The 15,684-nt window shown below is 67.2% G+C and carries 19 protein-coding genes and 1 tRNA gene; 10 read left to right on the top strand and 10 right to left on the bottom strand.

The features are described 5' to 3' along the window. The first annotated feature begins 54 nt into the window (after positions 1-54). Together OG558_RS15835 and OG558_RS15830 are read left to right on the top strand one after the other, a co-directional pair. Complete coding sequence (locus tag OG558_RS15835; protein WP_405070946.1) at positions 55-840, top strand: GntR family transcriptional regulator; 786 nt, start codon at positions 55-57, stop codon at positions 838-840. Between the two features lie 26 nt (positions 841-866). Continuing rightward, on the top strand, positions 867-1,262 hold the full coding sequence (locus OG558_RS15830; protein WP_405070945.1) for a VOC family protein: 396 nt from the start codon (positions 867-869) through the stop codon (positions 1,260-1,262). Positions 1,263-1,416: 154 nt separating this feature from the next. Here the strand turns inward: OG558_RS15830 and OG558_RS15825 are convergent, their stop codons facing one another. Continuing rightward, positions 1,417-2,031 carry a flavin reductase family protein gene (locus OG558_RS15825; protein WP_329483936.1) on the bottom strand — a complete coding sequence of 205 codons (615 nt, stop codon included), beginning with the start codon at positions 2,029-2,031 and terminating at the stop codon, positions 1,417-1,419. 145 nt (positions 2,032-2,176) lie between these two features. Here OG558_RS15825 and OG558_RS15820 point away from each other — a divergent pair, with 145 nt between their 5' ends. Next, positions 2,177-2,884 carry an ArsR/SmtB family transcription factor gene (locus OG558_RS15820; RefSeq protein ID WP_405070944.1) on the top strand — a complete coding sequence of 236 codons (708 nt, stop codon included), beginning with the start codon at positions 2,177-2,179 and terminating at the stop codon, positions 2,882-2,884. Positions 2,885-2,947: 63 nt separating this feature from the next. Beyond that, positions 2,948-3,187, top strand: coding sequence for a hypothetical protein (locus OG558_RS15815; RefSeq protein WP_329483934.1), 240 nt, complete (start codon positions 2,948-2,950; stop codon positions 3,185-3,187). Between the two features lie 383 nt (positions 3,188-3,570). Here OG558_RS15815 and OG558_RS15810 read toward each other — a convergent pair whose 3' ends face one another. From OG558_RS15810 to OG558_RS15795, 4 genes are all read right to left on the bottom strand, one after another. After that, a complete protein-coding gene (locus OG558_RS15810; protein WP_405070943.1) occupies positions 3,571-4,233 on the bottom strand; it encodes an anti-sigma factor family protein in 663 nt (220 codons plus the stop codon). Continuing rightward, positions 4,230-4,739: a sigma-70 family RNA polymerase sigma factor gene (locus OG558_RS15805; RefSeq protein WP_405070942.1), complete on the bottom strand. Its 510-nt coding sequence runs from the start codon at positions 4,737-4,739 to the stop codon at positions 4,230-4,232. Before OG558_RS15805 ends, OG558_RS15810 begins: the two co-directional genes overlap by 4 nt. Before the next feature lie 55 nt (positions 4,740-4,794). Next, a complete protein-coding gene (locus OG558_RS15800) occupies positions 4,795-5,700 on the bottom strand; it encodes a hypothetical protein (protein ID WP_405070941.1) in 906 nt (301 codons plus the stop codon). A gap of 126 nt (positions 5,701-5,826) precedes the next feature. Then, entirely contained in the window at positions 5,827-6,270 is a 444-nt protein-coding gene (locus OG558_RS15795; RefSeq protein WP_405070940.1) for a MarR family winged helix-turn-helix transcriptional regulator, read from the bottom strand. A gap of 51 nt (positions 6,271-6,321) precedes the next feature. Between OG558_RS15795 and OG558_RS15790 the strand changes: the two genes are divergently transcribed. Both OG558_RS15790 and OG558_RS15785 read left to right on the top strand, forming a co-directional pair. Then, entirely contained in the window at positions 6,322-6,915 is a 594-nt protein-coding gene (locus tag OG558_RS15790) for a TIGR03086 family metal-binding protein (RefSeq protein ID WP_405070939.1), read from the top strand. 83 nt (positions 6,916-6,998) lie between these two features. Then, positions 6,999-7,517, top strand: a complete 519-nt coding sequence (locus tag OG558_RS15785; protein WP_405070938.1) for a YceI family protein — start codon at positions 6,999-7,001, stop codon at positions 7,515-7,517. 6 nt (positions 7,518-7,523) lie between these two features. Here OG558_RS15785 and OG558_RS15780 read toward each other — a convergent pair whose 3' ends face one another. Beyond that, complete coding sequence (locus tag OG558_RS15780; RefSeq protein ID WP_405070937.1) at positions 7,524-8,189, bottom strand: G5 domain-containing protein; 666 nt, start codon at positions 8,187-8,189, stop codon at positions 7,524-7,526. Positions 8,190-8,534: 345 nt separating this feature from the next. Then, positions 8,535-9,200, bottom strand: a complete 666-nt coding sequence (locus tag OG558_RS15775; protein WP_405070936.1) for a hypothetical protein — start codon at positions 9,198-9,200, stop codon at positions 8,535-8,537. A 145-nt stretch (positions 9,201-9,345) separates the two neighbouring features. Here OG558_RS15775 and OG558_RS15770 point away from each other — a divergent pair. The 3 genes from OG558_RS15770 to OG558_RS15760 all read left to right on the top strand — a co-directional run bounded on the left by OG558_RS15770 (position 9,346) and on the right by OG558_RS15760 (position 12,265). Then, positions 9,346-9,421: transfer RNA gene (locus OG558_RS15770), tRNA-Lys, on the top strand. 81 nt (positions 9,422-9,502) lie between these two features. Then, positions 9,503-11,338 carry a tyrosine-type recombinase/integrase gene (locus OG558_RS15765; RefSeq protein ID WP_405070935.1) on the top strand — a complete coding sequence of 612 codons (1,836 nt, stop codon included), beginning with the start codon at positions 9,503-9,505 and terminating at the stop codon, positions 11,336-11,338. Between the two features lie 597 nt (positions 11,339-11,935). Next, the gene (locus OG558_RS15760) at positions 11,936-12,265 is read left to right on the top strand and encodes a hypothetical protein (protein WP_405070934.1); all 330 of its coding nucleotides are present in this window, start codon (positions 11,936-11,938) and stop codon (positions 12,263-12,265) included. Between the two features lie 197 nt (positions 12,266-12,462). On the opposite strand, the gene OG558_RS15755 is transcribed toward OG558_RS15760, so the two are convergent. From OG558_RS15755 to OG558_RS15745, 3 genes are all read right to left on the bottom strand, one after another. Beyond that, positions 12,463-12,846: a hypothetical protein gene (locus OG558_RS15755; protein ID WP_405070933.1), complete on the bottom strand. Its 384-nt coding sequence runs from the start codon at positions 12,844-12,846 to the stop codon at positions 12,463-12,465. A gap of 496 nt (positions 12,847-13,342) precedes the next feature. Then, positions 13,343-13,585, bottom strand: a complete 243-nt coding sequence (locus OG558_RS15750; RefSeq protein WP_405070932.1) for a hypothetical protein — start codon at positions 13,583-13,585, stop codon at positions 13,343-13,345. A gap of 174 nt (positions 13,586-13,759) precedes the next feature. Then, a complete protein-coding gene (locus OG558_RS15745; RefSeq protein ID WP_405070931.1) occupies positions 13,760-14,377 on the bottom strand; it encodes a hypothetical protein in 618 nt (205 codons plus the stop codon). A gap of 284 nt (positions 14,378-14,661) precedes the next feature. Between OG558_RS15745 and OG558_RS15740 the strand changes: the two genes are divergently transcribed. Then, positions 14,662-15,372, top strand: coding sequence for a hypothetical protein (locus OG558_RS15740; RefSeq protein ID WP_405070930.1), 711 nt, complete (start codon positions 14,662-14,664; stop codon positions 15,370-15,372). Positions 15,373-15,684: the final 312 nt, after the last annotated feature.

Genomic DNA, 15,684 nt, shown 5'->3' with positions numbered 1-15,684 from the left:
TTAAGCTAGGAGATGACCGGACATTTGGCAAGCCCACTGGGAGGACGCCCCGAGATGACCGTGCGCAGGCTCGACCGCTCCGGCGGCCAGCCGCTCTGGAAGCAGTTGCAGCAGGATCTGGTCCGGCGGCTGCGGTCCGGGGAGTTCGACGCGGCCTTCCCCGGTGAGCTTGCGCTGGTCGAGGACTACGAGGTGAGCCGGCACACGGTCCGGCAGGCACTCAGCCAACTGCGCTCGGACGGTCTGATCGTGGCCGAACGCGGCCGCCAGCCCCGAGTCGCGGCCGCGCCGGAGATCCGGCAGCCGATGGGCGCGCTCTACAGCCTGTTCTCGTCCGTCGAGGCATCCGGTCTGTCACAGCACAGCGTCGTACGGGCGCTCGACATCAGAGCCGACGGCGTCATCGCAGCCCGGCTCGACCTGGAGGCGTCGAGCCCACTGCTGTACCTCGAGCGTCTCCGGTACGCCGGTAACGAACCGCTGGCCTTGGACCGGGTCTGGCTCCCCGCATCACTCGCGGAACCCCTACTCGACGCCGACTTCACCCACACCAGCCTCTACAACGAGCTGTCCGTCCGGACCGGTCTCAGCCTCGACCACGGCCGCGAGGACATCCGCGCCATCAACCCGACACCGGCCGAGCGGGTGTTGCTGCACTGCCCGGCCAACGCTGCCGTCTTCTCCATCATTCGCCAGGGCACCACGCAGAACCGCCCGGTCGAGTGGCGCCACACCGTGGTCCGCGGGGACCGGTTCGCCCTGTCGGCCGAGTTCTCGGCGAACACCGGCTACCAGCTCACCCCGGCACCGCGGACCACTGCCCTGGCCCAGGGGTGGTAGCCCTATCAGGGCCCGATACTGAAGCCATGACGGTCAAGGAACTGCGGTTGGTCGTGACAGCGGACGACTACGACGAGGCGGTGGCGTTCTACCGGGACGTGCTCGGGCTGCCGGAGCGGGCGTCGTACTCATCGGAGAACGGACGGGTGACGATCCTCGAGGTCGAACGGGCCACGCTCGAGATCGCCGACCCGGGCCAGGCCGACTTCATCGACGCGGTCGAGGTCGGCCGCCGGGTGGCCGGCAAGTACCGCGTCGCCTTCGAGGTCGACGACTCCGCGGAGGCGACGCGCAAGCTGGCCGCCGCCGGCGCCTCGGTGATCGCCGAGCCGACCCGCACCCCGTGGAACTCGCTGAACGCCCGCCTGGAAACCCCCGGCGGCATCCAGCTGACGTTGTTCACCGAGCTTGACCTCAAGTGAGCTCGAAGTGTTGAGGTAGGCGTCATGTGGCAGCTCGAAGACCTGGACCTGGACGCCTACCTCCGGCTGCTCTAGGTGCGCCGGCCGGGCCGGCGGGGAACAAAACTGTCACCGGGTGCACATTTGTTTCCCCACAGATCGACCGCTACCCAGCTCAGGACCGACTGCGCCTAGGCGTCTCGGTCCGGAAGGATTCGCCGAGCTCCGAGCCGAGACCGAAGTAGTGCCGGAAGTTGTAGATCAACGGCGACCACGCGTCCGGATCGACGTACGACGTGCCCGGTACGACGATCCGGTCGTCGGCGTGCACCCGCAGTACCTTCGCCTGGATGATCAAGAAGGTGCCTCCGGCATCGAATTCGACCTGGACCGCGGTGGCCTCGAACTGCAGTGGACACTCGGCAACGCGCGGCGGCCCGACCCGCTCGGACGCCACCGGAGTCAGCCCGGCCGCCTTGAACTTCTCCCGCTCGAAGCGGAACCGGGCCTTCTTGGCGTCCGGCACCGGATGGCGGCCGGTGAGACCGGCGATCCGCTCGACCGCCTCCCACTGCGCCGGCGACGGGTAGTTGATGACCAGCTCGGGCCGAAGTTGCAGGTTGTGGGCGGTCTGACCGGATCCACCCACGCCGAGTACGACGACGTCGCCGAGCGCCCAGGCGGACGACATCGGGGCGAGGTTGCTCGTGCCGTCGTCGTTCACGGTGGACAGCAGTGCGACCGGCGTACCGACGTACAGGATGGACGGTTCGATCGTCAGGTGAGTCATGATTCCGACGCTAGGCGGCGGTCGCTTCGGCGGTGACCGAACTGTCGGAGCGGCATGATGAGGTCATGAACGAGCGGAGCGAGTTCATCATCAAACACAGCGCACCTTGTGTCTCATCCGCGCCCGGAGCGAAGCGAGGACGTGGATGAGCATGCAGGCTGAGGGACAGGAGTTGGCTGCTTGGGCTCGCATGCTGGCTGATGGCACGCGGGCGACGGTGTGCTTGGCGTTGCTCGACGGGCGGGCCTGGACGGCTACCGAGCTGGCGCGAGTGGCGCAGGTGTCGCGGCCGACGATCAGCGAGCATCTCAACCTGCTCGTCGAGGGCGGGCTGCTGACCGAAGTTCGGCAGGGCCGGCATCGCTACGTGAAACTCGCCGGTCCGGACACGGCCGAGCTGATCGAGGGACTCGCCGCGCTCGCACCCCGGCGTGCTGAGGTTGCGAACAGCCTGTCCGCGGTCAGCAAACGAGACGCGTTCGCGCGAGCCCGGACCTGCTACGACCACCTGGCCGGCAAGCTCGGCGTGGCGCTCGCGGATGCGATGACCGAGCGCGGCCTGCTCGACTGGTCGGAAGGGATCGCTCTGACACCGGCGGGACTGGCCTGGTTGGCGGATCTCGGCATCGAGGTCGGGCCGAGGCGCGGACGGGCTGTACTGCGGTCGTGCCTCGACGTGACCGAGCGGCGGCCGCACATTGCCGGCGCGGTCGGCGCGGCCTTGTGTGCACATGCCTTGCAGCACGGGTGGGTGAGCCACATCCCCGGCGGGCGAGCGCTGAAAGTAACCGGCTCGGTCCGTGAATTGGGGCTGCCGGTCGGCGTCGTACGAGAACTACTGCCCAGAGTCTGAGAAGTGCGTGACGGAACACGCTTCCAAGAGGCGCGAAGCGCCGAAACCACCTAGCCTTCGGCCATGACTGAGTTCGAGCCCGGCACCGATCTGGTGTCCCGCCTCCCGTTGCCCAGCCATGTGATCGTCCATGCGGACGGTCAGTGGCGTCGCGGCTGGCTGATCGGCCGCGAGCACGAGGAGACGGGATGGACCGGTCTGGTGCAGTACGAGGGCGACGACGGGACGGAGCGGACGGAACGCCTGCCGGCGGACCGGATCGCGCTGCCCGCGTCGGACGGCCCAAGCGAACGAGCGTCGTAGCGCACCGGAAGAGTGCGTTGAGCTGAGGAGGGGATAACGCACGAAGGCCCCCGGGGTAGGTCGACCGGGGGCCTTCGTGCGTAACGCTGCCGGGGCGCCTCGCGTCGAACGAGAACCCCGTCCCAGGCCCTTCGGGCGGTTGACCTGGGACGGGATCCTCAGTGGCGTTACACAGGGTGTATCGCTGGTGACGGGCCGGGTGTTACAGAATCGACGGAAATTCTTTGGGTACGGCGGCCGCCCGGGACAGCGGCTCCCGGGGCAAGCGGCGACCCCGGTGCACGTCCCTGAACACCGGGGCCTGGATCGGGGGCCTCTCGAGCGACCGCCGCTCTTGAGTGTCAGGTGCCCTTCTGTGCCGCGGGCAATCATGCCGACGGTGATCAGAAATGCACGGCGAGCAGGACCCGTCCAGATTCCGAACTACGGATGTCCAGCGCCTGGATCTCGCTGCGCTGCAACTTCGTGGTGGCGGCCGGTTTCACCGTCGTACCAGGCGATGACGTCCAGCTCGCGATCAGCTGTGACTTGCCGGACGTGTCTGTGACGTACAACTCGTATCCCCGGGCTCGTTCGCTCGGCGTCGCCAGGTCGTCGTACCGGCAGCTGATCTCGATCGTCGTACCCCAGCGCTCCGGCACCAGCCGCGCGTCCGCGGACAGCTTGCTGGACACGGTCTGCGCGAGGACGACGTAGTCCCCCTGCGGTTGCTCGTGGGTGAGTGGGATCGCGATCACCGCGCCGATCGCGGCAGCCACCAGCGCGACTCCGGCCATCAGTGCGCCGAGCCGCACCCGCTGCCGGCGCCGTTCCCGCTGCACGTTGCGGACCAGGCCGGGCAGCAGGTTCGGAGGGTCGGCGGTGATGGTCGCGAGCGCTCGGTCGTCCGGCAGCGCGGCCAGCGTCCCGGGTACGCCGGCCAACGACGCCATCTCCGCCGAGCACTCGTCACACGTCCGCAGATGCTCCTCGTACGCGCGCCGATCCTTCGCCGACAACGCGCCGAGCAGGTACGCCGCGTCCCAGTCCCGGTACGGATCACTCACTGACTCGTCACCCCCTTCTCCTGCAGCGCGAGCTTCAACGCCCGCAGCCCGTAGTGCAGCCGCGACTTCACGGTGCCGGACGGGATGTCCAACTCTTCGGCGATGTCGGTGACCGTCCGGCGTCCGTAGTACGCACGAACGATGACCTGCCGATGTTCCTCGGACAGCTGGGCCAGTGATTCGGCCACCAGCCAGGCGTCCAGTACGGCGTTCGCATGGTCGGCGCTCGGGTTCTCCGGCAGGTCGTCGCTGGCCACCTCGCGGCTGACCCGGGCACTGCGCCGGTCGTCGATGACGAGATTGCGCGCCACTGTGAACAGCCAGGCCCGGGCCCCCGCTTCGTCCTCGGTCAGGATCTGCGGCCGGCGCCACGCCCGGAGCAGGGTCTCTTGTACGACGTCCTCCGCCAGCCGGTCGTCACCGGTCAGCCGCACGACGAACCGCCACAGCGACGGCCCATGGACGTCATGCAGCTCACGCAGCAGGGCCGCCCGGTCATCGGCCATCGGCGCTCCTGCTCAATTGGCTGCTGTTCTCGCCACCATTCTGTACCGGATCAAATCACAATCCACAGCCCTTGCAGGGTTTGCGGGTGCGGCGGTGGTAGCCGTAGGCGGCCAGCGTCAGGCCGACGCCCCAGAGAAGGTAGGCCGGGACCGCGACCCAGAAGAAGGCCTCCGGCAGACCGACATCGTCGTACGCGGGCTTGCCCTGGATCACGTTGCCGATCATCTGGAGAAGCCCGACACCGAAGTACGCCGTGATCCCTGCACCCAGGCCGAATCCCGGGAGAAGCAGCATCCAACGGGGGAAGAACCGGCCAGGCCGATACACGAGCAGCAGGGGCAGCGCGACGCCCGCCAGCACGAAGCCGCTTTCGAAGATGATGCGCGAGAGGTTGCCGTCGTACGGCGTACTGCCGAATCCGACCGCAGCCTGGGCGGCCAGCCGGGTCAGGCAGCCGACGACGGCCAGCCAGGCTGGCCATGTCGGTATCGAGGTGGGACGCGGCCGACCCGTGCAGCGAAGGCAGGTCGGGTCGAGCCTTCGCTGGTAGGCCAGCGCTGTCGCCCCCAGCAGCGCGGCGCCTCCCAGCGCAGTGAACCTACTGAGCATCCCCAGCAAATCGAAGGGAATCCCGAGTCCGGGCAGCAGACCGGCCACCAGATCGAGCAGAGCGAAGGCAGCCGCGGCAACCCAGCCGGCGGCAAGCACCCACAGCAACCGGATCAGGGCTCGGGAGCGCGGCTGTCGACCGAGCGCGATCACCCCCGCAGCACTGACGAGGCACCCGGCGACTGCAATCCAGTCAGGAACAAGGAGATCGCGCCCGGGAAGCTTCCAGACCGGCGCATTCCCGGTGGCGAACCACACCCGCAGACAGCCGTACGCCGCCGCCCACACGAGTGCGGCCGTCGACACCCAACTGCGTGCGACTCGAACCGGTGCCCCCACAATCGATGCCATGCCGCCAGTCTCTGCGGCGTCACCCGCCGGACGGATCACTCCCGCGAGTGAAAGCCCTCCATCGCAGGACTGACGTCACCGCGCTCCACCACCACCTCCGGCGGCGCCTTCCGGCACTGTCGTCCGTCAGCGCGTTGCGTCGCGGGCCTCGTGTAGGGCGCGGAGCACGCGGAGGAACGCTTCGCGATCGGCTCGGGGAAGCTTGGCGAGGAGGCGCTCCTCGCGGGCGCGGATGTCTTTGCGGACGGAACGTCGTACGCGACGGCCCTGGGTGGTGATCGAGAGCAGGCGGACGCGGCGGTCGTCCGGATCCGGGGTGCGCTCGATCAGGCCGGCGTCCTGGAGCTCATCTAGGGTGCCGATGATCCGCGACTTGTCGGCGCCGATCGCCTCGGCCAGCGCGGCCTGCGTGCGCACCGGAGTCTCGTCCAGCACGGTGAGCACCGAATATCCCCACATCGAGACCTCGTGCGCGGCGAGCACCGGCAGCTCGGCCGCGATGAGTGCCCGCACCAACGGACCCAGCATCGCGGCGAGGTCGGGACGCTCGCCTGGGTCCTCGCTCGGCATAGCCGGAAGATAACACTGGCGCGATCATAAGCTGGCGCATACGATATGCTCATGCCTACAGTTGACTACGTATCTCTGGACGCCGCCGCGGTGCGGACCAGCATCGACGTCGTATCCCGCGCCACCTCCGCCGACCTGGCCAAGCCGACCCCCTGCCGCGCCTGGACCCTCTATGGCCTGCTCGCCCACATGGCCACCCAGCACTACGGTTTCGCGGCCGCGTCCCGCGGTGAGAGCGACCCGGAGCTCTGGAAACTCCGCGACCTCGGCGACGACCCGGTGAAGGCGTACATCACCTCCGCCGAACACGTCCTGACCGCCTTCGCCGAAGACGGCGTCACCGAGCGCCAGTTCGCCCTCCCCGAGTTCGGCCCCGGCCTGTCGTTCCCCGGCCACCAGGCCGTCAGCTTCCACTTCATCGACTACGTCGTCCACAGCTGGGACGTCGCCAAGTCCCTGGGCACTGGGGTCACGTTCACCCCTGACGTCCTGGCAGCCGCCCAGACCGTCGCCCAGATCGTCCCCACCGGCGACGTCCGCCTCGTCCCCGGCGCCGCGTTCACTGTGGACCTCCCCTGGTCGGGCGACGACCCCCTCGACCAGATCGTCGCCCACCTCGGCCGCTCGCCGCGCTGGCCTGCCTAGCGCCGGACCACGCAGACGGCCAGACGCTTGTTGTGGTACAGGCCTGACACTCGGCGGGGGTGTCTCGTCGTACTGGCATGACAATGACGACGAAGCTCAGCGAGCTGACCGGGGACTACGTTCTCGATGCCGAGCGGACGCGGATCGGGTTCGTTGCTCGGCATCGGATGGCGACCAGGGTGCGGGGGCGGTTCGCCGGGTTCGAGGGAGTCGTGCGCCTGGATGGTGACGACCCGAGCGCCTCGAGTGCTCGGCTCACGATCCAGGCGGACACCGTTGATACCGGCAACAAGCAGCGGGATGACCAACTCAGCAAGACTTTCCTCGTGGCCGCGACGTACCCGACTGTCTCCTTCGTGTCGACGAAGGTCGAGCAGGCCGGCGCGACCACGTTCGACGTCACGGGAGACCTGACCATGCGGGGTGTCACGCATCCGGTCACCGTCCCGTTCGAGCTGATCGAGGCGGACGGAGACGTCACGTTCAAGGCGACCCGGACGCTCAATCGCATGCACTGGCAGGTGAACTGGAACGCCCTGACCACCGTCATGGTCAGCCCGGACGTGATCCTTGAGCTCCAGCTCACCGCCACGCGGCGTTGACTGGTCTCAGTCCTCGCAGCCGATGCCGTCACCGTCGCGGTCGAGGCCGTAGATGTCATCGCCGATCACAGTGACCGGACCTTGGACGTACGCCGGACCGTTGCCACTGCCACCTGAGCAGTCGACATCGCTGGCGATCGGGACGCAGCCGCTGTAGTTCGGATCGCAACCCGACGACCCGCTCTCCTCCTCGACCTTGGTGCCGACGACGGTCACTTGTGTCCGCGGTTGCTTGGAGACCTCCTGCCGCAGCAGCTCCTTGGCCGTCTGTACGCCGTTCACGTACGTGACCTCGTAGGTCAGTTTGCGTGTCCCGTTGCTGCCCGTGGTCCGGATGGTCTTCTCGCCCTTCGGAAGCGAGCCGTCCGTCACCGTCTTCTTCTTGAACGGGATGGTCTTGAACTCGATGACCTGCCTCCTGGTCGTCACCCGCGCCGGCGTCGGCGCGGTCGGCTTGGCCTTCGTCGTCGGCTCCGCGGTCGTTGTGGGCTCGGTCGTCGGTGGCGCCGTGGTCGAAGCCGGAGTGGACGTCGGCGTGGCGGCGGTCCGGATGCTCGCGATCGCGGCCGGTTCACCGGCATCCGTCGTACCCGATGATGATCCGCAACCGGTGGCGAGTGCGCCGACAGCCAGCAGCGCGATGGGCGCCAGCGCAGCACGAATGAGATGCACGATTCCCCCCAACCCGCCGTCGGTTCCCCCCGCGGCGGGATTGTCAGCGCCCGGACTTCCCGGGCAAGTTCCGATCCGTACCACCGGGCCGCCGCGTCAGGCGAGGGGTTGGCGCGGATCCGTCGCGAACCGCAGCGGTTTCGTGACCTACTGTCGAGTCAGCCGTGGGATCCGGTCAGGATGTGGGTCCCGATCGGGCTGATGGTGTGGCGTTCGGCGCACCCGAATTGGATCCGGAAAACCATCGCCATTCCTCCCCGAGGAAGCGGCACGCCAGTCGACACCCCCAGCGTCACCGCCTTGACCTGTGTGCAACACACAGCGCAGGCGACCTCCGGGTCAACCTCAGCTTGTGCCGGCGCCGACCCCGACCATCATCGCGAAGACAATCCCGGCGATCAGCCCGCCGACCCCCAGCACGATCAACGGTCCTGCGCTGATCGGTGGCTCCGGGACCCGCTGCTGGAAGACGGCGAACAACCGCTCCTCGGCCGGCCGCACCTCCCGCAGCATGACCACGGACGGATGCTCGTTGACGCCGAAGATCTCCCGCGCCTGCAGCCCGGAGTGAGCAGCGATCACCGCGGCCCGGACGACCCCGATGATCACGGCACCCGCCGCCACCGTCAGCACGCCGATCAAGGCCACGGTCGTCTGCGCCATCCCCGCCGTACCCACGTCCGCGGTGAACGCCCCCTTCAGCGCCTCGAACGACCACCACCCGAAGAACCCCAGCCCCCCGGCAGCCACTCCGACACCGCAGAACCCGGCAGTCAGTGGATTCTGTGTCTTCACCGCCGCCGCGAACGCTCGCGCATCGCCGGCCAGGTCCCCCGCGTCCCGGACCAGCCCTTCGTACGTCGCCAGCGCATCAGCCCGCGCCTTGAGCTTGACCCCGATCACGATCCGATCGGCCAGCCCCAGCGTGCTCGCCAGCCCGACGATCTCCCGCCAGGCATCCACCACCTCACGATGCACCCCGATGATCGCCGCCCGCTCCACAACCACCATGTTCGTGCCCCCTTGCTCCCCCTGAGCCTGAGAGTACGCCGACCACTCCACTCCGAACAGTGATCACTTCGCGATCCCGATCCCGCCCCCACCGAGCAAACCCCTCGACAAACCTGACACACTGTTCCCCTCACCCCTCGTGAGAGGGCCTCTAGCTCAACTGGCAGAGCAGCGGACTTTTAATCCGCGGGTTGTGGGTTCGAGTCCCACGGGGCCTACCATCAGAAAATGGCCTCTGACCTGCAGGAACAAGTCAGGGGCCACTCGTCTGAGGGGGTCAGCTAGCCTCTGGGATTCGCGTCGTGACACGGTTCGTGACGCAAGGTGGGTCTAGACTTGCCCGCATGGCCAGGGCGAATGGTCGCAAGATGCGCGATCGCGGCGGCATCGATGCGCTGCCGAGCGGCGCCATCAGAGTGCGCGTGTATGCCGGCATCGACCCGGTCTCGAAGCGGCGTCACGACCTGACCGAGGTCATCCCGGCCGGCCCGGACGCCGAGAGGCTGGCCGAGGAAACCCGCGTCCGGCTGCTCAACCAGGTGTACGAGCGCCGCAACCCGCGCACCAAGGCCACGGTCAACCAGCTGCTCGACAAGTACCTGTCCGAAGCCGATCTCGAGTTCAACACCCTCGACGTCTACAAGGGCTACGCCGACAAGCACATCCGCCCACTCCTCGGCGACTTGAAGGTCGGCTCCCTCGACGCGGGCATCATGGACTCGTTGTACGCCGAGCTCCGCCGGTGCCGCGACCACTGCAGGAACACCAAGGGCCAGATCGACCACAGAACCACTCGCAAACACGAGTGCGACGAGCGCTGCCGCCCCCACACGTGCAAGCCCCTTGCGGCCTCGACGATCCGCCAGATCCACTTCATCCTGTACGGCGCTCTGCGTCGCGCGGTCCGCTGGAAGTGGGTCACAACCAACCCGATCGCAGACGCCGAACCGCCGGCGGCCCCGAAGGGCAACCCACGGCCGCCAACTCCCGAGCAAGCCGCCCGCATCATCAACGAGGCCTGCAAAGACCCCGACTGGGGAGCTCTCATCTGGCTGATGATGATCACCGGTCAACGCCGCGGCGAACTCTGCGCGATCCGCTGGCACCACGTCGACTTGGACAACGCCGTACTCCACCTGGAGAAGGCCATCGGCCAACGCAGCGGGAAGAAGTGGGAGAAAGACACCAAAGCCCACCAGGACCGCCGCATCACCCTCGACCCCGATACCATCGAGCTCCTCCACGAACACAAGGCACGCGCTCTCGCCCGAACCGAGGCACTCCAACTCGAGCTCGCTGACGACTCCTTCGTCTTCTCGCTAGCTCCCGACGGATCCACGCACCTGATCCCGGACTCCGTCACCCAGCGATACAGCAAGCTGGCCAGCCGCCTGGGAATCAAGACCACTCTCCACAAGCTCCGCCACTACTCCGCCACCGAACTGATCGCCGCAGGCGTCGACGTCCGAACCGTCGCCGGCCGCCTCGGCCACGGTGGCGGCGGAACCACTACCCTCCGCGCCTACACCGCCTGGGTCTCTGAATCCGACCAACGCGCAGCCGGCAGCCTTGCCTCCCGCATGCCCACCCGCCCCGGAATCGCCGCCGCACCAGCCATCGGTATCACCGAGCTGAACCCGACAAGCCCCTACGAGAAGATCGCCGTAGACCTCCGAGCCCAGATCCTCCAGGGCACCCTGCGCCAGGGCCTTCCCATCCCGTCCATCAAGGAGCTCGCCGCTACCCACGGCGCCTCAGTCTCAACAGCTCAACGAGCGGTCAAACTCCTCGACGAGTGGGGGCTCGTGGAGCTCAACTCCGGACGCCGCACCCTCGTCAAGCACGTCGCTCCAGCCGCAGCCCCGACCATCCTTGAGCCAACTATCGGTCGCACCGACAAAGCTCCCTTGTCCGACGGACAGGCTCGGCCGCTCGACCTCGAGGTCCGTTTCCTTGGCGACCCGATCGCCAAGTTCCGCGCCGAGGCCGATCCCGAAGACACGTCAGATCTCCGCCAGCTGCTTGTCGGCGCAATCCGTCGCAGCGGTGGAAACCTGACCGAGATCGGCGACTACGAGCTCGTTGTCAGCCTGGCTGGCTCTGCAGACGCGACGACAACCTTCGTGGCGACTAGGTAGCCGACTCGAGGCAACCGACGGACCGCTGAAGGGGGAGTCTCGCGCCAGTCCATCGATCACTTCGGTGAGTCAACAGCGCTCGCCGACGCGCTTGCGACGTTGGAACTGACGACCTTCTCATTACGAGGAAGAACGACACCGTCGCATCCGCTCTCTACCAGCGCTTCTAGCAACACGGCCGCCCCCAACGAGCGCGAGAATCCCCATGCGTATCCGTCATTTCGTGCCACGAGTCATGCCAGGTATCTCCACCACCCCACGACACTGCTCACGCCTGGTCAGGCCCGACCAGGCGACGCCGCCGGCGCCGGCACCTTCTGGTCCGGTAGGAGCCTGCAGCGGCCAGCAACCCACCTGCCTCAGCCCGGCTAGCCATAGGTCGATAGGGGGCCTTGTGCCCGCAGTTTGGGGCCGTTGGGGTCACTCAGCACTGCCTTGAAAAGGCGGTTGCGGCACTCCCGCTCCCTGAACGCCAGATTGCGAAGCGTGCGCTCCCCCGGTTCCACCCCCTGAGTGACCGGTCCGCCCGTGGGCATCATCCGCTGGGCACGCGGAGGGCCGACCTTCCGCTCAGTTGACGTGCTGGATGATTGCTGCATGTGGAGAAGAGACCGTCGCGGCGAGGAACTGGCCACGCGGGCGAACGTGGTCCTCATCCAAGGTGCGCTGGCCTGCATTCGCACGATTGCGTATCTTCGACGAGATCCCGGATTCGAGTCGGGCGAAGTCGTCGACGACTACCACGAGCTGATCCGGTTGCTAGCGGACACCGCCGCGAGTCTCCCCGGATCTCTCCGCGCGGACACAAGGCAGACACCCGCTGAAGGCCTGCAGTACGCATGGGACATCTCGAACGAGCTGATACGGCGCTGGATGCGGGAAACCCTCGCGAACGAAGGCATCGTGATCGACGAGCTCGTCTCCTAACACCGCGCCGCCACTCCTTCGCCGTCCCCCCAATGGCTGCCAGACGACGCCACATCACCAGTTTGGAAGGGCTGCTGATCACCCGCGTGGATGGGTTCCTCACGCTTGAAAGCCACCCCGCAATACCCTTTGAGTGACGCCCAGCGACCACCGCTTAGGGCACGCGGAGGGCACGAGGACGCCTGGCCTTAGCTCAGCTAGCAGGAGACGCTGAATACCAAGGCTTCGCGGTCATCGGCCACCCAGCGATGGGCCATGAGTCCCCAGCCAATTCCTGCATCAGCCTCACCATCATCCGTCAGGTAGAGGCGGGACAGCCGCCGCGTCCAGGACTTCATCTTGTCGCCCCGGACCCTGTAGATCCCGGGCGGATAGGCTGCGGAGTGGTCGACCAACAAAATTTCGAGATCCTCAGAGTGCTGGATCAGATCCTCGATCTCGCCGTGGCTGAGCCACTCGCCCGACGAGTCTGCTCGGTAAATCGTGCCGCTGGCTGCCTCGATCTCGTCGCCATATAGCTTGTTGGGCGCGTATCGCAGGTCGGTCGCATGCTCCCCCAGTTCTTCCGGGTTGAACTGCATCGTCGCGCCTCTCAGGTGTGGCATCGGGCTCAAGGTAGTCGCCATTCTGGCCCCGTCCCGCTGATAGCTGGCAGATCAAGGTCAGCGCGGCGCATGTCAAGAGTCGGCTTGCCGATCCCGTAGGGACGCCTTGGCGCTCTTGACGTGTGTCGTGGTGACCGGACAATCGAGCGGCCAGGGGGACGGGGCTAACCGGGCGGTCAGTCGCCAGGACAGTCGCTCGTGGCACTTGGGATTCGCGTGGACGGGGAAGCGTCCTGCTCCTGGCTCCGGCGAGGACGGCGCGCCAGTGGCGTCCGGCAGTCCGGGGCCGCGCACCGAAGGCGCGCCCTTGATCAATAAGGGCTCAAATCGGCAGAAGCCGGGGTGGTGGGGAGCCGATCTTGTGCCGGGTGCGTTGGCGGCGGCCGGCGAAAGGCCGTCCTAAGTCGTCCAGCCGCAGTCCAATCATCGGCATGGGCGTACTTTCACTGTCGGCGGCAGATGAGTGCGTTTCTCAGGTTCGTGGGAACCGTGGCAGCGGCACGCCGTCAAGTGTGTCGCGGACGCAGTTCAGCCAGTCAGCCCACGAGGCAGGGTCGTTGGTCCGGTACTGGTCGGCAGTGGGCTCAAGGGCCACGACCATCTCTTGCAGAGAGACGGCGTCGGGATCGGGTTCCCGATCCATGTATTGCCAGACAAACCGATAGGCCGCCTCATACGCCTGGGCTTGCGTCAGTTGCACCTCGTCGTCGGTCACCGACGCAGGTTAGTCGTTCCATTCGTCAGGGACCGCATATCGGCATGGTCGTGTTTCAATCTCGGCGGCAAATCAGTGCGTTTCATGGTTGCTACCCACGGCTCGGCGCTGGGGTCCATGTGGGTTGGGTGGCGAGCATCCCGGTTAGCCGCTGGTCGGCGTTCCGTGTGCTGCTTACGGCGTGATGGTGATCTCCAGCGGCGCCGCCACCATGTTGCCGTTGTCGGTCTGTAGCGCGATGACCAGCCGCCACCTTCCGGGCGGGACGGCGTACCCCACGTCGGGAACTACCGAGGCTGTGCCGATCAAGACGGGCACGGGGCGGCTCTGGTGAGGTTCGATCGCGAACCCCACCCGGGCGAGGGTGTGCGGGCCGACGTACAGACCGACGACGGTGCCGGAGTTGTCGGTCACTGCCGATGTCAGGGCACCGTTGGTGAGGAGCACTTGCTCGTGCGCGGCTCGATTCGTTACCAGCACCTCCTCGTGCGTGAACCGACCGGTCCGGACCGACAACGGAGACAGGGGTTCCACCTCGAGCCCGGCGGAGTCAGCAGGTGCTCCGTGTAGCTGGCGTGCGTGCTCGCTCACCAATAGCTGTCCGGCCGGAAAGGTCATCGCCCCGACGCGCAGATCCACGAGGCTCCCGTACTTTCCGTTCAGCGCGGCCGCGATGTCGGTTGCCCAGGCGGCGAGCTCGATGCGGATCCGCTGCTCACGCCGCTCGTAATCGGGGTCGGGCCCTACCACGAGCGCACCCGGTGACTCCTCAAGTAACAGGCGCAGGTCCACACGCAGACTCTCCCAACCGGCCACAGCCTGACGGTATCGGAACCGAGCACTCTTCTGGCCGCAGGCGGGACATCGAGTCCACTGCGCAACTTCCTGAATTCGGCATGAGCGCGCGGATCGCGGCAGATGAGTGCGTTTCCCGAGTCAGCGTTTAGTAGCGCAACAGCAGCGGCAGGGTAGGCCCGGGCGTAGATCGGGGTGATCCCCTATGTTGATTGCGGCTACACAAGCGCATGCTGTGGCCGTGAACAAGGTTCCGCTGACGGCGCCCGAAGGAGTAAGAGATGAGATCGCCGCACAAAAGGGGGCCGATCCCGACCCCTGCGTTCGGGGAGCGGGTCGTGGGCGCGGCGGCGATCGCATTGGTAGCGTCGTTGGTCATCCAGAATGCGGTGCTGGTCTGGGCCGGAGCGCCCGGCTTCGGCGACCCGATCGAGAAGGTGCTCGCCTTCCACGCGGAGAACCGGGGCGCGGTCGCGATCGCGGTCGGCTCAGAGGCGCTGAACCTGCCGCTGCTGCTCGTGTTCGTGACCGGTCTCCACGGGCTGGTCGGGCGTCGCGGGGGTGCGGGCGCCGACTGGTCGCGCCTCGCGGTGGCCGCGGGCGCGACTCTCGCGGCGGTCCTCGCGCTCTACGCCGTTCTGTGGAACGGAGTCGTATTGTCCGCCGGCGGTCTCGCCGAGCCGAGCCCGCTGTTCGAGCTGGTCTGGCAGCTGCATGCAGGAGCATTCGCTCTGGCGCTGCCAGCGCTCGGCACCACCTTCATCGGCGCGGCGCTGGCGGCGCATGCGAGTCGGCTGGCGGCGCCGTGGCAGCGTGTGCTCGGCGTGGCCGGGGGAGGCCTGCTGATCGCCGCCGGGGTGGCCAACCTCGCGATCGCTGACGGGTCGCCGATCCTGTTCGTGGGGCTGCTCGGCTACGCCGCCTGGCTCGTGTGGCTGCTGGTGACCGGGGTACGGCTGGTTCTGACGCCCAGGAAGGTCGGCGCTGCCTAGGAACCGTTCCCGCCACGCGGCAGCCCCGATACAAAGATTGCGTCCATCTGGGCGAGCCGAAGTGACACGACCGCTCATCGGCAGATCCGTGCGTTGGCCGGTGGCCGGTGGCCAGGGCCGGCAGGCTTCCACCAGGTCGCGAATCAGTCGGCGGACATGTGTCGCAACTGTTGGCGGATCACACTGTGCTGGGAGGGCTGCCCGGTAAGCCAAGCAATGCGACGGCCGACCTTCTCATTACGAGGAGGAAGGTCACCGTCACATCTGCCGTCTTCAGGCGTGATGCGTTGCAAGGAACCTATCTCCGGTGCC

Source organism: Kribbella sp. NBC_01510, from assembly GCF_045040325.1.
In the GTDB taxonomy this organism is placed as follows: domain Bacteria; phylum Actinomycetota; class Actinomycetes; order Propionibacteriales; family Kribbellaceae; genus Kribbella.
The sequence above is the reverse complement of the archived record's forward strand: the minus strand, read 5'-3'. Positions and strand labels throughout refer to the sequence as shown.

Bases quoted from the DNA above. Each gene is read 5' to 3' on its own strand.
- OG558_RS15835 (WP_405070946.1), top strand. From the start codon at position 55: ATGACCGTGCGCAGGCTCGACCGCTCCGGCGGCCAGCCGCTCTGGAAG.
- OG558_RS15830 (WP_405070945.1), top strand. From the start codon at position 867: ATGACGGTCAAGGAACTGCGGTTGGTCGTGACAGCGGACGACTACGAC.
- OG558_RS15825 (WP_329483936.1), bottom strand. From the start codon at position 2,031: ATGACTCACCTGACGATCGAACCGTCCATCCTGTACGTCGGTACGCCG.
- OG558_RS15820 (WP_405070944.1), top strand. From the start codon at position 2,177: ATGAGCATGCAGGCTGAGGGACAGGAGTTGGCTGCTTGGGCTCGCATG.
- OG558_RS15815 (WP_329483934.1), top strand. From the start codon at position 2,948: ATGACTGAGTTCGAGCCCGGCACCGATCTGGTGTCCCGCCTCCCGTTG.
- OG558_RS15805 (WP_405070942.1), bottom strand. From the start codon at position 4,739: ATGGCCGATGACCGGGCGGCCCTGCTGCGTGAGCTGCATGACGTCCAT.
- OG558_RS15800 (WP_405070941.1), bottom strand. From the start codon at position 5,700: ATGGCATCGATTGTGGGGGCACCGGTTCGAGTCGCACGCAGTTGGGTG.
- OG558_RS15795 (WP_405070940.1), bottom strand. From the start codon at position 6,270: ATGCCGAGCGAGGACCCAGGCGAGCGTCCCGACCTCGCCGCGATGCTG.
- OG558_RS15790 (WP_405070939.1), top strand. From the start codon at position 6,322: ATGCCTACAGTTGACTACGTATCTCTGGACGCCGCCGCGGTGCGGACC.
- OG558_RS15785 (WP_405070938.1), top strand. From the start codon at position 6,999: ATGACGACGAAGCTCAGCGAGCTGACCGGGGACTACGTTCTCGATGCC.
- OG558_RS15775 (WP_405070936.1), bottom strand. From the start codon at position 9,200: ATGGTGGTTGTGGAGCGGGCGGCGATCATCGGGGTGCATCGTGAGGTG.
- OG558_RS15760 (WP_405070934.1), top strand. From the start codon at position 11,936: ATGTGGAGAAGAGACCGTCGCGGCGAGGAACTGGCCACGCGGGCGAAC.
- OG558_RS15755 (WP_405070933.1), bottom strand. From the start codon at position 12,846: ATGCAGTTCAACCCGGAAGAACTGGGGGAGCATGCGACCGACCTGCGA.
- OG558_RS15740 (WP_405070930.1), top strand. From the start codon at position 14,662: ATGAGATCGCCGCACAAAAGGGGGCCGATCCCGACCCCTGCGTTCGGG.